Genomic DNA, 15,870 nt, shown 5'->3' with positions numbered 1-15,870 from the left:
TCACTCTCTTTCGAAGGAACTTCGATGAGGATATCAAAGATATTTGATAGGTTTCGACGGATTTGGCAACTGTGGATGGGTATCTGGAAGTAGTCTGAACGTATCTTGTAAGAACTACCGCCCGTCAAAATGAGGGTATGGTCACCTCTCGGCGACACATATCTTGTATTTCAAAAACCACAATATTCATTGGTAAGATATCCTATGTTAGTAGTGTAATGCAAGCAGTACTACTAGAAGAGTTTCAGGAACCGCTAACAGTACAGGATGTCGAACGCCCCGAGCCGGAGCCGGACGGTGCCGTCGCCGAGGTCATCGGCTGTGGTATCTGTCGGTCCGACTGGCACTGCTGGCAGGGGGACTGGGACTGGTTCGGCTACCGGCCTGACCCGCCACACGTCCTCGGCCACGAGCCGACAGGCCGGATTGTCTCTGTCGGCGAAGACGTGGAAAACATCGAGGAGGGACAGGAGGTCGCCATTCCGTTCAACTTCGCCTGCGGGAACTGTGACCTCTGTCGGAACGGGCGGGAGAACATCTGTGAGAACCACATCGGGCTAGGGTTCATGAACCAGGCACCCGGCGCGTTCGCCGAGGAGGTCCACATCCCCAACGCTGACCTCAACGCCGTTCCGCTCCCGGACGACATTGACGCGGAGTCAGCCGCCGGCATGGGCTGTCGGTTCATGACTTCCTTCCACGCGATGGCCCACCGGGCACCGGTCAGTGCCGGCGACGACGTGGTTATCCACGGCTGCGGTGGCATCGGGCTCTCGGCGGTCCACATCGCGAACGCGCTTGGGGGCAACGTCATCGGCGTCGACCTGATGGACGAGAAACTGGAGCGCGCGGAAGACCTCGGCGCTGTCGCCACCGTCAACGCACAGGAGGTGGACGACCCCGCAAAGGCGGTCAGGGATATCACTGACGGCGGGGCCGACGTATCCGCAGATGCCCTCGGTATCGCAACGACCTGCCAGAACGCCGTGAACTCGCTCCGCAAAGGCGGGACGCACGTCCAGATCGGACTGACCACCAGCGAGGAGGCGGGGATGGTGTCGCTCCCGACCGACGAGTTCGTCGCCAAAGAAATCGATTTCAAGGGGTCACTCGGGCTCCAGCCGTCGCGGTACAGCGAAATGCTGGACATGGTGGAATCGAGCAAACTCGACCCGACCGCGCTGGTCGAGGACACGGTCGACATCCATCAGGTGCCCGATGAACTGGCCGCGATGAGTGACTACAACACGGTCGGTATCCCGGTCTGCAACGAGTTCAGCAACTGACGGCGCGGCCTCCTTTTTCACCCGAACCCCGACACTCCACCCTTCCCGCCGTCACGCCACGCGTCGCAACTGCACCGTGTCGCGGTTGCGGGAGAACGACACGCTTTTTCGCGCCTCCCGCGCACACTCGGGTATGACCGAGAGAGGGCCACTGGCCGCTGTTTCGCCGCTCGACGGCCGATACGCCCGATACACCGAACCGCTCGTCCCGTACGCCAGCGAGCGGGCGCTGATGCGCGCCCGCGTCGAAGTCGAAGTCGAGTATCTCATCGCGCTTGCAGACCTCGATGTTACCCCACTATCCATCGGCGACGACCAGCGCGCGACGCTCCGGGCGCTGTACGAGGAGTTCGACGATACGGACGCGGGCGTTGTCAAGCAACTCGAAACTGAGGGGTACGGGGAGTATTCGGCGACCAATCACGACGTGAAGGCCATCGAGTACTTCATCCGGCTGGGGATGCCCGACGACCTCGACGCCGCCAACTGGATTCACTTCGGGCTGACCAGCGAGGACGTGAACAACCTCGCCCAGCGGCTGCTGGTCAAGCCCGCCGCTCAGGAGGTGCTGATTCCCGAACTCCGCGAGATTCGGGATACGCTGGTGGAGATGGCCCACACCTACGCCGACGTGCCGATGCTGGCCCGCACACATGGTCAGCCTGCGACGCCGACGACGTTCGGCAAGGAGATGGCCGTCTACGCCTCGCGGCTGGGGCAGGCCATCGGTCGCGTGGAACGGGCCGCCGAGAGTCTCTCCGGAAAGCTCGCTGGTGCGTCGGGAACCTACGCGGCCCACGTCGCCGCCTACCCCGACGTGGACTGGCCGACGTTCGCAGAGTCCTTCGTCGGCGACCTCGGACTGGAACACGAACCGCTGACGACGCAGGTAAACCCCTGTGACGACCTCGCGGTCCTGTTCGACGCGCTCCGAGGCGCGAACAACATCTTGCTTGACCTCGACCTCGACGTGTGGCTGTACGTCTCGGACCGTTATCTCGGTCAGGAGGCCGTCGAGGGCGAGACAGGCTCCTCGACGATGCCTCACAAGGTCAATCCTATCGACTTCGAGAACAGCGAGGGGAACCTCTCGAAAGCGAACTCCGACCTTCGCTTCCTCGGCGACTACGTCACGAACTCCCGGCTCCAGCGGGACCTCTCTGACTCGACGGTCAAGCGCAACATCGGGGCCGCCTTCGCCCACTGTCTCATCGGGTACAGCAAGTGCCAGAACGGGCTAGCGAAGGTCGTCCCCAACGAGCAGGTAATGGCCGATGACCTTGCCGCGACGCCGGAGATCATCGGCGAGGCGGTCCAGACTATCCTCCGCCGCGAGGGGTACGCCGACGCCTACGAGCAGGTGAAGAAGGCCACGCGGGGCCGCGAGGTTACTATTCAGGACTTCCACGATATGTTCGCCGACCTCAACGTGAGCGACGAGGTGCGGGCCGAACTGGAAGCGCTGACGCCGGCCGACTACACGGGCATCGCGGAGCAGCAGGCCGACGACAGCTGAGGAGCGCTGTCTGGCCGCCACCGTTTTCGGGTCGACAGTCCCCCCGCGGTAAACGCAACTATCACGAGTGTGGCCGCCTTCGTTGGCAATAGATGGTCCTCGGCACTGATACGCGAGTCCTGACGCTCGCGTTCGCCCGGATGGCGGACGCGCTGGGAAACTCGTTTCTCATCATCGTTCTCCCCCTGTACATTGCCAGCGGACAGGTGTCGCTCGCCGGTATCGCCGGCCAGCAGGTACTCGGCTTCACGCTTCAGACGGAGACGCTTATCGGGCTGGTGCTCTCCCTGTTCGGTCTGCTGAACAGCTTCGGCCAGCCGTTTACCGGGCGGCTCTCGGACCGGACCGGCAAGCGCCGGGTTTTCGTTCTCACCGGCCTGGTACTGTTCGCTATCGGAAGCGCGGCCTACCCGTTCCTCTCTTCGTACTGGGCGGTCCTCGCTGCGCGGGCGTTTCAGGGCCTTGGTGCAGCGTTTACGATTCCGGCGACGGTCGCGCTGGTCAACGATTACGCCGCAAGTGACGCCGAGCGGGGCGGGAACTTCGGCGTGTTCAACACCTTCCGGCTCATCGGCTTCGGCTTCGGGCCGATAATCGCCGGCGTCGTCATCACCGGCGGACTCGCCGCGAACGACGTGGTGACCTACCGGGTTGCCGGCACTGCTATCTCCGGCTTCACCGCCGCCTTCGCTATCGCCGTGTTGGGCGCTGTTGTGAGCCTTGCCCTCGTGTGGGCGCTGATCAGGGACCCGCCGTTCGAGGCAGAGGCGGGCAAGGACCTCTCGATAGCGATTCTGGACCGAGACGGCGAGGGGCTGGATTCGGTGTTCGTCCTCGGCGTCGGCACGTTCATGATGGCGTCCACTATCGCGCTGTTTGCCACACTTGAAGGCCCGGTTCGAATGCGGCTGGACGAGTCGACCCTGTTTTTCAGCGTCCAGTTCGCCGCCGTCGTCATCGCGAACGTCGTCTTTCAGGTGCCCATCGGGCGGGCGAGCGACCGGTTTGGACGCCGGCCGTTCATCGTCGCCGGGTTCGTCATCCTCGTCCCGTCGGTGTTCGCACAGGGTATCGTGACAGGCCCGTGGCTCATGCTTCTGGCGCGGTTCATTCAGGGCATCGCCGTTGCACTGGTGTTTGCCCCGTCGCTCGCTCTTGCCGGTGACCTGGCCGGTGCCCGCGGGTCCGGAACGACGCTGTCTGTCCTGACGATGGCATTCGGTCTCGGCGTCGCTATCGGGCCGCTGGCGTCGGGCCTGCTGTACAACTTTGGGTCGTTCAGTACGCCCTTCACCGCGGGTGCCGCGCTCGCGTTCGTCGGACTTGTCCTGACGTACACGCAGGTCGAGGAGACGCTAGACCTCGGACAGGAGTCGGACCAGCCGGCACCGCAGGACTGAGACCGAGGACTGCGACCGACTGCTCAGCCGGCCGTCAGCCACGAAGACCGCTAACCGGAACGATTAGGATGTACGATTCCATATAGTGTGGTATGTTCACAGACCGCTCGGATGCGGCGCAACAGCTCGTAGCCGCGCTGCGCCAGCGGGATGTCGTCGGCGATGTCGTCGTCACGCTCGCACCGAACGGCGTCCCGGTCGGCAACGTGGTCGCTGACGCGACCGGACTCCCGATGGATGTCATCGTCATACAACGTATACGCGCGCCAAATCACCCTGAACTGACTATCGGCGCCGTCGCGCCCGGCGGCTTCTCGTGGATTAACAGCCCGATGATGCGGTTCCTTGACGTGAACTGGGAGTACGTGCAGGAGGCGAAGACGCACGCGAGCGACACTGTTGAGTCACGAGCGGTCGACTACGGCGAGACGTGGGGACCGCTTGACGTGGCCGGCAAACGGGTTCTGCTGGTCGATGATGGGATTCCGACGGGGGCGGCGATGCGTGTTGCAATTCAGCGTCTGCGAAAGGCAGGTGCGAACGAGGTTATCGCCGCTGCCCCCGTCGCACCGCCGGACGTGCTTGATGAGGTGCAGCGGTGGGCCGACGACGTCGTCGTCCCGCTAAAACCGGCGGCGTTTCAGGCCACCGCGGACTACTACGAGGAGTTCGACAGCGTAACAGACGAAGACGCGACCACGGCGCTCTCTGACCTCGTCCAGCGGCGGTCGGCGTAGGCCAGCCCATCGGCGAGTCGCGGCTCAGACCAGTCGTTCAACCGTCTCCCGCACAGCTCGTGCGGCGGTTCGAACTTCTGAGAGCCGGACGTACTCGCGTTTCGAGTGAGCGACAGCACCCGTTTCGTCGCTCAGGTCACCGGGGCCGAACACCACAGTCGGCCCGTTGTTTGCGAAATACGAGGCTTCTGTCGCGGCCCCGAACTGTCTGACCCCGCCGCCGCTAGCTTCCTGCAGTGTGCGGACCAGTTCCGCGTCGGTGTCGGTCGCAAACGCCTCGGGAAACGGCGTATCCGGGCGGATGAGGTCCACGGTGAGGCCCATCGATTCCGGGAGCCACTGTTCGAGGTGGGCCTGCAGGTCCACACAGAATGACTCGCTGGTCTCCGGCGGGACGCTCCGCCGGTCGAACGTGATAGTGCATTCGGCTGGGACCTGATTGGTCGCCTCGCCGCCTTCCACCATTGACGGCGTCAGAATAGGGTGGCCGAGGGTTTCGTGTTCGCCCGGCCCTTTCTTTTCCTCGTAACTCTCCATCGCCTGCAGAATCGGCGCAGCGGCCCGAATCGCGTTGTGGCCGCTGCCGGGGTCGGCGGCATGGCCGCTCTCGCCGTGGATGGTGACGGTCCCCTCGAACTGGCCGCGGGCGGCCGTACACGCATCGAGGCCAGTCGGCTCGCCGACGATGTAGCCGTCGGCGTCGATAGTGTCAGCGAGGTGTGCGCCGCCGGTCTGTGTCGTTTCCTCGTCAGTGGAGATCGCCAGCGTGACTCGGCCGTCGTCGGGCGCCACGGTGAGGAACGCATCGAGGAGCGCCGCGAGCGGTCCTTTCGCGTCGCAGGCGCCGCGGCCACAGACGATGTCGCCGTCCCCGTCACCGCCAGTGCCGTCGATAGTCTCGTCTAGCCCCGGCGGCTCCGTCCGTCGCTCGTAGGGCAGATGCGGCGGCACGGTGTCGATGTGCGTGTTGAGCAGGATATGCGTTCCGTCCTCGTCGCCCCGCGAGACGACGATATTTCCGAGGTCGTCAATCTCCGGGTACTCGCCGGCGTCTTCGAGTGTGTCGACCAGCAGCGAGCGCATATCGTCGACGTGCTCGTCTGACCGCGTTTCGACGGCCCGCCGGTGGAACGAGGGAATGTCGAACGCCATTACTGTTCCATCCGGGTCACGTCCGCCAGCGTCTCGCGCTCCCGTACGACTCGCGTCTCGCCGCCTTCGAAGGCAACTTCTGCCGGCCGTGGCTGGGAGTGGAACTGGTTCGCCAGTTCGTAGCCGTACGCGCCGGCGTTACCGATAGCCAGCAAGTCGGTCCGCTCGGGTCGAGCGATGGGTCGGTCGGTACAGAACACGTCGGCGCTCGTACAGCAGGGACCGCCCACGGACACCGGTTCGGCCTCCCGTCCCGGCGCGGTGACGTTCCGGATCGGGTGGTAGGAGCCGAACATCGCTGGTCGGATGAGCGTCGCCAGTGAGGCGTCGACGCCGACGACGGTCGCCGCGGGCGTCTCCTTGACCGTGTTGACCTCCGTGAGGATACACTCGGCGTCGGCGACGACGTACCGGCCGGGTTCGAGTTTGACCTGCGCGTCGAGGTCCCCGACCGCTTCGCGGACCTTCTCGCCGACGATCTCCATGTCTAGTGGCTCGACGGATTCGCGGTACGGCACGCCGAAGCCGCCACCGAAGTCGACAAAGTCCAGCTCCGCGCCGTCGGCGATGACCTCCCGGCCCATGTCGGCGACTTTCCCGATGGCCCGACAGTGGTCGTCGAGGTCATCGTGGAGGACGCCGCTGCCGGCGTGGGCGTGCAGGCCGACGAGGTCGAACCGCTCGCGCACGTCGGCCGCGACCTCGGGTACCTCGTCGTAGGGGATGCCGAACTTGGCGTCTTTCCCTGTCGCGACCTTCTCGTGATGGCCCGTCCCGATGCCGGGGTTGATGCGGATGGCGACCCGGCCGTCGTAGCCGCGCTCCTCGAGGCGGTCGAAGGTGTCCCGCGCACCCCCCGTAATCGTCAGCCCGGGGTGCTCTGCCGCCAGCTCGACGGCACGGTCGAGGTCGCGGTCCGGCGGATTGACGGCCGTGTACTGGAGCGTGTTCGGGTCCGCGCCGGCGTCGATAGCTCGCTGGAGTTCCCCCCAGGCCGCACATTCGATGTCAGCGCCCGTCTCAAGCAGTTTCGAGAGGACAGCCTGACCGGTGTGGGCCTTCGCAGCGTACATGACGTGGGCGTCGGGAAACGCCGCGGCGAACCGCTCGTAGTTCTCGGCGACGCGGTCGAGGTCAACGACGTACAGCGGCGTGCCGTGCTCGGCAGCTACCGCCTCCAGACGCTCGTGGTCCCAGTCCGCGAGGCGGCGGACCGGCGGCGAGTCGTGGCTCATTGGGGAAACCACGGTGTCGGCGGCTAACAAGGGTTCCGTTTCGATACACACAGTGCCTAACTGGCCATCTCGCTATCGGGCGACGGTCGGCTCCGGACGGTGCTGTATCAATGACTCGTCTGTCGGGACTCAACGATGCGTCGGTACGTGCGCCATGTACTTCGATTCACGCAAACAGTACTGTCGCCGGACGCTATCTCTGGTCACTCTGTGCGTTCTGCCGACCGTTCTCGAACGTGTACGACACCGTCGTTTGTCACATCAATGCGGAGCGGCACCTGCACCGTGTCCTGCTGAACCGCACCATCGACGGCGTCGTCGATGAGTTGCAACAGATTCGAGGAGCCGTAATTGACCTCGACACCAGCCTCATCACAGGCGGCGTACACCGTCTGCGGAACATCATAGATGTCGGTCCCGACCGCAATATCGACACGAACGGGTGCGGTCAGGGTGTTTGCGAAGACGATTGTCTGGCGTGCCTTCTTGACGTTCTCTCTCGCATTGCGCTCGATACTTGAAATATTCGCGCGCGACGTGCCAAGTAACTCCCCGATATCACTCTGACGAATATCATGTTCGCGGAGCGCAAGCACCTCCGCCTGCCGGCGCGTTAGCACGCTTTCGTCTGCATCAAAGCCGACAGCAGCGAGCAGTTCGTCCGGATCGATTCGCTCATCCATAGCCACAGGTCGGTAGCTGGACTGAAAACAACGTTGTTGCAAGCCGCGAGCGGCCATCCCTGGCCGTACTAAGTAAGGTGGATCGACCCTGAGCGACAAGACTGCTGACTGCTGAGTTCACTGTTCGGTAACGGACACAGCGCCTATTGACTGCCAGCGGGTCACGTCGCCGCTTGGGTGGCGCGCCATGACAATCGACTCGGCGTCGTGTGACCGGGCAAACCGCTTTAGGACGGCAGTTTCGGCGAAGTCATCCGGAGCGTCGATGTACACCCGTCTGGTCAGCCCATCCGTGTGCAGTGACACCCACCCGGCCAGCGCCAGTTCGGTTTTGGGGTCCAGTGTCCCCTCAGCAGCGTCGGGCACCACCGCCCGGCACAGCCGCTCGTGCATCCCTGACGGGACGACGTATTTCGTCCCGTCGGGGGCGATGGACACGTTGGCGGCTTCAATCTGTCCGGGCGGGACTTGCGGGAACGGGACGGTCACATCAATCGAGTGAAATATTCACTGTCTTCGTCTGCGTGTAGTGGTCGATTGTCTCCTGTCCAATTTCTCGACCGATTCCCGACTGTTTGTATCCGCCGAACGGCTGGCCTGCCGGGAAGTCGTTGTAGGTGTTGACCCAGATGTTCCCTGCCTCGATGTCTTTTGCACACTGGTGCGCCTTCGAGAGGTCTTCTGTGAGGATTCCTGCTGCGAGGCCGTAGTCGACATCGTTAGCCAGTTGGATCATCTCATCGTACTCGCTCCAGCTGAACACTTCCTGAACCGGACCGAATATCTCCTCCTGGACCGCTTTGCTGTCGTGGTCAATCTCGTCAATGAGCGTCGGCGCGACGAAGCACCCATCCGAAAGGGCCTCGTCGTCCGGCTGACTTCCCCCGGTGACGAAGGCTGCCCCCTCTCGTTCTGCCTCCTCGATGTAGCCCAGCGTGCGCTCGACCTGCTCCGCGGTCACTTTCGGGCCGAGGTCTGTCGACTCCAGCAGTGGGTCGTCAACGGTTAGGTCCTCGGCTGCAGCCGCAAGCTCATCCAGGAACTCGTCTTTGATGTCTTCGTGCACGAACAGCCGTGACCCGACACAGCAGCACTCACCGGTATTAAAGAAGATCGACGTAATCGTCGTCTGGACGGCCTGTTCCAGGTCTGCATCAGGGAACACAACGAGCGGACTTTTTCCGCCCAGTTCCAGCGTCACGTCGGTGATGCTTTCGGCGGCGCTTTGCATTACTTTACTCCCGATTTCTGTCGATCCAGTGAATGCTAGTTTCCGGATGTCAGGGTGTTTCGAGAGTGGCTCTCCTGCTTCCGGGCCGAACCCGGTGACGACGTTAACGACGCCGTCAGGAATCACGTCCTCCGTGATTTCCATCAGTTTGAGAATACTCAGCGGCGTCTCCTCAGCGGGCTTCAGTACGACCGTGTTCCCGGCCGACAACGCCGGAGCGAGCTTCCAGGCCGCCATCAGGAGCGGGAAGTTCCACGGGATTATCTGTCCGACAACCCCGTACGGCTCCCGGAGTGTCTGGACGTGGCGGCTGTCGTCAGTTTCAATAGTCCGTCCCTCGCCCGACCGGGCGAGACCTGCGAAATACCGGAAGTGGTCGATAACAAGGTCAATATCGATCCGAGCCTCGGTAATCGGTTTCCCGTTATCTAAACTTTCGAGCTTTGCGAACTCCTCGCTTCGCTCCGCAATGGCGTCTGCGATACCGTCCAGCATCGCCTGACGTTCGCCTGTGGATAGCTCGCTATACGTCTCATCATATGCGTCCCACGCGGCTGCAACCGCGCTATCAATATCCCCGGCTGTGCCGGCTTGCACTTCTGCAAGCGTTTCACCGGTTGTCGGGTCTATTGTTTCGAATGTCTCCCCGCCGCTGCTCTGGACCCATTCGCCACCGATGTACAGCTCCCGCCGATCCGGCAGCACCTCGTTTGCCGCCTGTTCGTGCCGCTTCTTTATCGCTGACTTCCGCTCTGTGGCGCTTTGCTGCTTGCTGTCACTAGACATATCTACGGCCAACATTTCATGCCGTTAACACTTAAATCTGCATGGTGGTGTAGCCAGTAGCAATTACAAAAGACCGGCTTTTCGAACTAGTGTAACTATTATAGGTTTCTCTCTGTTCAACACAGTCCTAAATTACAATCGACCTGTCGCCCGGGATACCGCCGAAGAGCGTTGTCGGGAACCACTGTCGACCTATCTCCAAAATGTCGGATAGCCAATACAGAAATGCTCGCTCGGGTCCAATCTCAGCGGCCGATGCCCACGTTCCGAGTGCCGATGCTCCGCGCACTCCCGCTACTCCCTTCGGGTGGTATTCTCGCTGCCTGATAGTGTCAGCATACGCTTATCATCTTGCCAATAAAAACGAATCGTATGTCTTCCAGAGTTTCAAGCGGTGGCCTCAGGGTCGCGACACTCGCGGTCGTATCGCTCGTTTTGCTATCAACTGTGACCGGGACCGTTGCCGCGCAGTCGTATCAAGGAGCAAGCGGAACGATGATCGTCGGACCCGACGAGACGGTCGATAGCATTGAGGGGGTCGCTGGAACGGTCATCGTCCGCGGGACAGTGACCGGCGACATCGCAACCGCGGCGGGTACTGTCCACGTCACCGAGGCCGGCGAGGTGGGCGGGAACCTCGAAGCCGCAGCGGGGACCGTCCGTATCGACGGTACTGTCGACGGCAACGTGAGTGTCGGTGGCGGCACGGTCGAAATCGGCGAGACCGCGCAGATCGGCGGAAACCTCGAAGCAGGTGCGGGCTTCCTCGCGATTCATGGAACGGTCGACGGGACCGTCCGCGCTGGCGCAGAGGAGTTCGCCCTCGGACCGACGGCGTCGGTCGGCGGCGATGTCCGCTACGATGCCGCGACGTTCACCCGCGACCCTGCGGCCGCTGTCGGCGGAAGCGTCATTCAGGACGAGAGCATCGGCGACAGCGCCGGGCCGGACTCCGGTGGGTTCGCGCTCCCGTCGTGGCTCGGCGTCGTCTACGGCCTGTTCGTGAACCTCCTGCTGGGCGCGATCCTACTGGCCATCTTCCCGTCGTTCTCGGCGCGCGTCGCCGGCCACGTCGCGGAGCGCCCGGCGAAGTCCGGGGGCGTCGGCCTGCTGGCGCTCGTCGTCGTGCCCATCGTCCTCGTTGTCCTCCTGTTCACCCTCGTCGGCATCCCGCTTTCGCTGGTCGGTGCCGTCGTTTTCGGCGTCGCGGCGTGGGTCGCGGTCGTCTACGGCCAGTTCGCCATCGGGTCGTGGGCACTCTCACTCGCCGACCGGGAGAACCGCTGGCTTGCGCTCGTCGTCGGCCTCGTCGGCTTCGCTCTCCTCGGCGTGATTCCAGTCCTTGGCGGCCTGCTGGAACTGGCTGCGTTCCTGCTTGGCCTCGGCGCGCTGGCGCTCACGCTCCGAGAGTCCTACCGAAACCGCGGCGCGGAGCCATCGGGCGGCCGGCAGACGACGCTTGACGAGAGCGCCGGCGACACCGCTGCGACGTGAACGCCGACTGATCGGGGGCGACGACCGTCACGCCTCGCTCGCCACGCCGTCGGGAGTTCTGTGGCCCCTGGCTGCGGCGTAGGTCCAGCCGAGGAGCAACCCGTAGGCGAGGTGGGCGACGCCGACCGACGCCACGACGAGGGCGCTCCCGAGCGTGCCCGGCAGCGGGACTAGCGGTTCGGGGAACGACTGGACACCCAGCGCGCTCATCGAAACCGGGAGCAAGAACCCTGTCGTGAGCAGGCCGATGGCGGCCGCGAAGACCACGCCACCCGCGACGCTTTCGCCGACGGACTCGATATGGCCGTGAAACACCGGCCGAGAGACGACGAACGCGAACAACAGGCCGGCGAGGACGCTGTTCAGCAGGTGGACGACCCACCCGCCGAGGACGGACGGCCAGCCGTACAGTGCCCCGATGAACGGCATGAGGTTTGCTCCGGCGTGGAACACGATGCCCATGCCGACGCCGGCGACCAGCCCACTCGTACCGCCAGCGACCCATCTGTACCTCGTCACCGCTGAGACGCGAGAGACGGTGTGTCCCTGGCTCATGCGACAAGGTTTGTCGTGTGGTAACAAATATACAGACGATTGTTCACGCCGCGGTAACGAGTGCTTGTTCGCATGGCCACAGCAGCACACCCTGCGACGGTGGCCACCGTCACCCGGATACAGTACTTGACGGCTCACGACGTTTGCTCTTCCGAGAGCCGCGGTCCGCGTACCCTTCGCTACTCCACGGCTCCCCTTGGTCGCCGTTCCGCCGAGGTTCTTCACTCCGCTCAGAGCCTCGCTACTCTCGGGTCGCTTCGCTCCCCGCTCGTTATTCGAGGCGCGAGCGCCTCGCTACTCCCGAAGTGCGTCCTCTCGCTCTGTCGCTTCCAGCGTCTCCTCCTCCACATCAGTCGCCACGACGGCTGGCTTGTACGCCCCGCCGGGGATCAGATCGTTCTCGCCGACCGAGGAGTCGACGAAGCGCTGGAACGCACGGCGCTCCGGCGGCAGTTCACCGTACAGCACCTCGTCCTCGACGAGGTCGTACACCGGAATCCGCGGCGTCAGCAGCGTGTTCTCACCGACGATGGAACCCTCACCGACGACGAAGCCGCTGGTGACGCGACAGCCAGCGCCCAGCGACACCTCGTCCTCGACGATCACCGGCGCGTTCTCGACCGGTTCGAGGACGCCGCCGATGAGCGTGTTCGCGCCGAGTTTGACGTTCTCGCCGATCTGGGCGCAGGAGCCGACGGTGTCACAGGAGTCGACGAGCGTCCCGTCGCCGACGTAGGCTCCGATGTTGACGAAAGAGGGCGACATCATGATGCAGTCCTCGCCGAGGTACGCGCCGCGGCGGATGGTGGTCCCGTCCGGGGTGTTGCGCGTTCCGCGCTCGCCGAGATCCGCGGTCTCCCGGAGTGGGAGCACGTCGTGGTAGTCGACGCCGCCGTACTCGCGAGCGACGGTCTCGCGCAGGCCGAAGTTCAGCAGAATACCCTGTTTGACCCAGGCGTTCGTCTTCCACTCGCCACCGGACTTCTCCGCGGCGCGGACCTCGCCGGCCTCCAGCGCCGCGAGGAACTCTGCAAGTACGTCGAGGTGGTCGTCTGTTGCGTCGGTCGCTGAGAGGCCGTCCTGTTTCCGCTGCCAGAGGTCGTCGATGTCGGCTTTGAGACTCATACCACTCGGTTGCGACGCCGAGGGCTTACCTATCGGGGTTTCGAGATGGGTGTGCTACCACGCGGCACTTTTTCGGTGTCGTTCTTTCAGTCGGACCCGCGCCCGGAAATGTACCCGCATTCCTGACACATGCTGATACGTGGCGCCGTCGCTTCGAATTCACTGGAACATCGTGGACAATCGGCTGCTGGGAGTTGTACCCGCTGGTTCGTAGCCATACACGAAACTCAGCAATTCCGGCATATAAGGCTGACCGTAGTATTGGGAGAGGTCTTCGAGTGTGTATTATCACATATTCATACTTCTCGGACAGCACGTCTCAGTATGTGTCGCCGTTTTCTGCGTCGTCTAAAACAACAATCAATTGCCAAGTGCGCCGCGAAAAACCGTCTCTGTTGTCTTCCTGCTTCCGTTCAAGCGTCCACGACGTCACCAAACTCGTACCAGCCGGCGTCGCGGCCGACGAGCCACGCCGCCGCATCGAGTGCGCCGGCGGCGAACACGCCGCGGTCCTCGGCCCGGTGGGAGAGCGAGAGGACTTCGTCGTTGCCGGCCAGTACGAGTTCGTGTTCGCCGCGAACGTCGCCGGCCCGGCGGGCGAACACGCCGATTTCGTCGTCGTCGCGCGGAGCGTGGCCCTCGCGGCCGTACACTGGCTCCACGTCGCGCTCTTCCTGAATCACGTCGAGGATACTGCTGGCAGTTCCTGACGGCGCGTCGACTTTGCGGTTGTGGTGGGTCTCCATGAGTTCGAGGTCGTAGTCATCGAGCGTGCCGACTGCCTCGGTGATGAGACGCTGGAGGACCTGAATTCCCTGCGAGAAGTTGGTTGCCTTCAGCAGCGGAATCTCCTCGCTGGCGTCTTGCAGGCGGGCCAGCCCATCCTCTTCGAAGCCGGTGGTTCCGACGACTATCGGGACGCCCGCTTCGACGCAGGCCTCGGCGACGGTCAGCGCACCCTCAGGGACGGCGAAATCGACCACAACGTCCACGTCGTACTCCCGGAGCGCAGCGGCGGCCGCAGCCGGATTGACGACAGGGACTCCGTCCACCGTGTCCGTCTCGCTGGTCGCGAAGCCGACCACGACCTTGCTGTCGGTGGCGGCCTCGATGACGGCCCTGCCCATCTGGCCGGTGACACCGTTGACCGCCACTCGCGTCATCGCTCGGCCTCCGCATACTCGTCTTCGAGGTCCTCGGTTTCGAGTGTGGCGAGCACCTCACGCAGGTGGTCGAGGTGTTCGTCTGAGAGGCGAGTGAGTGGGGAGCGGAGATACGCCGGGCCGTAGCCCCGAATTCGCATGGCCTCCTTGACCGGGATGGGGTTTGTCTCGACGAACATCGCACGGAACAGCGGCCCGAGTTCGTGATGAATTGCCCGCGCTCGCTCGAAGTCGCCGGATAGCGCCGCACCGACCATTGCGCAGGTGCGCTCCGGTTCGATGTTGGCTGAGACAGAGATACAGCCGGTCCCACCGACTGACAGGACCGGCAGCGTCATGCCATCGTCACCGGACAGCACCGCGAAGTCCTCGTCTCGCGTGCGTTCGATGATCTCTGAAATCTGGTTCATGTCGCCGCTCGCGGCCTTGTATGCGCGGATGTTCGGGTGCGACGCGAGTTCGACCGCCGTGTCCGGTTCGATGTTCTGGCCCGTCCGCGAGGGGACATTGTAGACGATCTGTGGCAGGTCGGCGGCGTCGGCCAGCGTCGTGTAATGGTCAATAAACCCCTGCTGTTCGGGCTTGTTGTAGTACGGCGAGATGAGCAACAGGGCATCAGCGCCGGCCTCGGCGGAGCGTTGCGATAGCTCCAGCGCTTCCTTGGTGTTGTTCGACCCTGAGCCGGCGATAACCGGCACGTCGTCGACGGCGTCGATGACCGCCTCGACGACCTCGATGTGTTCGTCGTGGGAGAGCGTCGCCGACTCGCCGGTCGAGCCGACGGGAACGAGGCCGTCGACGCCAGCGGATTCGAGCCGTTGAGCGTCGTCTCTGAGTGTTTCGAAGTCGATACTGCCGTCCTGATGGAACGGCGTGCACATCGCTGGGAACACGCCGTGGAAGTCAATCGCTGTCATTGCTGTGTGTCTGGTGTCGCTGTGGGTTCGGTTGTTCGATCGGAAACGGTTCGATGGCCGGCCGATACCGCCGGCTGTTGTGTGTGTCAAACGACTTGACCCGAGACGGAGTCGCCACGTCCGCCACGAGTCGCTAAAACGTCGGCTTGCGCTTTGCGCGGACGACGCCCTCTCCGGGGAGCCACGAAGCGGTTCCGGACTGACGGCGTCGTCGCATGGTCGAGTAACTGCGTGTGACCGACTTAGCTTTTGTGTTCTCGCTGTCGCTGTTCACAGTGCATCGAAGCGCGTTCGAATCGTCGCATGGAGCCGGCGGGACCCTACATCGTGTGGCAGTACGCCAGCGTCCCCTTCGGCCTGTCTGGGAGACGCTGCTGGAGCAGGCGCGACTGCATTTTGGTATTCGGGTCCCGTCTGAAGCAAGCGGTCAGAGGTGTACACATTACACTCTGAGGATAACACACAAGTATCGCTCGCAAAACATATACTACAAGGTATATAATATCGGCAGGTATGCGTCGAAGACACTATCTTTTAGCCACCTCCAGTGTCCTCGGATTCGCCGGCTGTTCGAGTACCAGCAGTAATCC

At 63.3% G+C, this 15,870-nt stretch carries 14 protein-coding genes; 5 read left to right on the top strand and 9 right to left on the bottom strand.

Annotation, left to right across the window (positions count from 1 at the left end; translation table 11 throughout):
- Positions 1–218: 218 nt before the first annotated feature.
- From AV059_RS18450 to AV059_RS18435, 4 genes are all read left to right on the top strand, one after another.
- On the top strand, positions 219–1,286 hold the full coding sequence (locus tag AV059_RS18450; protein WP_058996856.1) for a zinc-dependent alcohol dehydrogenase family protein: 1,068 nt from the start codon (positions 219–221) through the stop codon (positions 1,284–1,286).
- Between the two features lie 133 nt (positions 1,287–1,419).
- Positions 1,420–2,802, top strand: a complete 1,383-nt coding sequence (gene purB, locus AV059_RS18445) for an adenylosuccinate lyase (protein ID WP_058996854.1) — start codon at positions 1,420–1,422, stop codon at positions 2,800–2,802.
- Positions 2,803–2,894: 92 nt separating this feature from the next.
- Positions 2,895–4,202: an MFS transporter gene (locus tag AV059_RS18440; protein WP_058996851.1), complete on the top strand. Its 1,308-nt coding sequence runs from the start codon at positions 2,895–2,897 to the stop codon at positions 4,200–4,202.
- 92 nt (positions 4,203–4,294) lie between these two features.
- Entirely contained in the window at positions 4,295–4,939 is a 645-nt protein-coding gene (locus AV059_RS18435) for a phosphoribosyltransferase (protein WP_058996849.1), read from the top strand.
- 24 nt (positions 4,940–4,963) lie between these two features.
- Here the strand turns inward: AV059_RS18435 and AV059_RS18430 are convergent, their stop codons facing one another.
- The 5 genes from AV059_RS18430 to AV059_RS18410 all read right to left on the bottom strand — a co-directional run bounded on the left by AV059_RS18430 (position 4,964) and on the right by AV059_RS18410 (position 10,026).
- A complete protein-coding gene (locus tag AV059_RS18430) occupies positions 4,964–6,091 on the bottom strand; it encodes a M20 family metallopeptidase (RefSeq protein WP_058996847.1) in 1,128 nt (375 codons plus the stop codon).
- Positions 6,091–7,326 (bottom strand): diaminopimelate decarboxylase, encoded by a 1,236-nt coding sequence (gene lysA, locus AV059_RS18425; protein ID WP_058996846.1) that lies wholly within the window; start codon positions 7,324–7,326, stop codon positions 6,091–6,093. Before lysA ends, AV059_RS18430 begins: the two co-directional genes overlap by 1 nt.
- Before the next feature lie 203 nt (positions 7,327–7,529).
- Positions 7,530–8,066, bottom strand: a complete 537-nt coding sequence (locus AV059_RS18420; protein ID WP_079990801.1) for a Tfx family DNA-binding protein — start codon at positions 8,064–8,066, stop codon at positions 7,530–7,532.
- Between the two features lie 60 nt (positions 8,067–8,126).
- On the bottom strand, positions 8,127–8,498 hold the full coding sequence (locus tag AV059_RS18415; RefSeq protein WP_058996842.1) for a hypothetical protein: 372 nt from the start codon (positions 8,496–8,498) through the stop codon (positions 8,127–8,129).
- A gap of 1 nt (position 8,499) precedes the next feature.
- Positions 8,500–10,026, bottom strand: coding sequence for an aldehyde dehydrogenase (locus AV059_RS18410; RefSeq protein WP_058996840.1), 1,527 nt, complete (start codon positions 10,024–10,026; stop codon positions 8,500–8,502).
- Positions 10,027–10,398: 372 nt separating this feature from the next.
- On the opposite strand from AV059_RS18410, the gene AV059_RS18405 reads away from it, so the two are divergent.
- Positions 10,399–11,520 (top strand): polymer-forming cytoskeletal protein, encoded by a 1,122-nt coding sequence (locus AV059_RS18405; RefSeq protein ID WP_058996838.1) that lies wholly within the window; start codon positions 10,399–10,401, stop codon positions 11,518–11,520.
- A gap of 27 nt (positions 11,521–11,547) precedes the next feature.
- Here the strand turns inward: AV059_RS18405 and AV059_RS18400 are convergent, their stop codons facing one another.
- From AV059_RS18400 to dapA, 4 genes are all read right to left on the bottom strand, one after another.
- On the bottom strand, positions 11,548–12,075 hold the full coding sequence (locus AV059_RS18400; protein ID WP_058996836.1) for a hypothetical protein: 528 nt from the start codon (positions 12,073–12,075) through the stop codon (positions 11,548–11,550).
- 294 nt (positions 12,076–12,369) lie between these two features.
- The gene (locus tag AV059_RS18395; RefSeq protein WP_058996834.1) at positions 12,370–13,200 is read right to left on the bottom strand and encodes a 2,3,4,5-tetrahydropyridine-2,6-dicarboxylate N-succinyltransferase; all 831 of its coding nucleotides are present in this window, start codon (positions 13,198–13,200) and stop codon (positions 12,370–12,372) included.
- A 413-nt stretch (positions 13,201–13,613) separates the two neighbouring features.
- Entirely contained in the window at positions 13,614–14,363 is a 750-nt protein-coding gene (dapB, locus tag AV059_RS18390; protein WP_058996833.1) for a 4-hydroxy-tetrahydrodipicolinate reductase, read from the bottom strand.
- Positions 14,360–15,280: a 4-hydroxy-tetrahydrodipicolinate synthase gene (dapA, locus tag AV059_RS18385; RefSeq protein ID WP_058996831.1), complete on the bottom strand. Its 921-nt coding sequence runs from the start codon at positions 15,278–15,280 to the stop codon at positions 14,360–14,362. The genes dapB and dapA overlap by 4 nt, the downstream gene beginning before the upstream one ends.
- Positions 15,281–15,870 lie beyond the last annotated feature (590 nt).

The sequence above is a fragment of the Haloarcula sp. CBA1127 genome, from assembly GCF_001485575.1.
Lineage (GTDB): Archaea > Halobacteriota > Halobacteria > Halobacteriales > Haloarculaceae > Haloarcula.
This window is presented reverse-complemented; position numbering and strand designations above follow the sequence as displayed.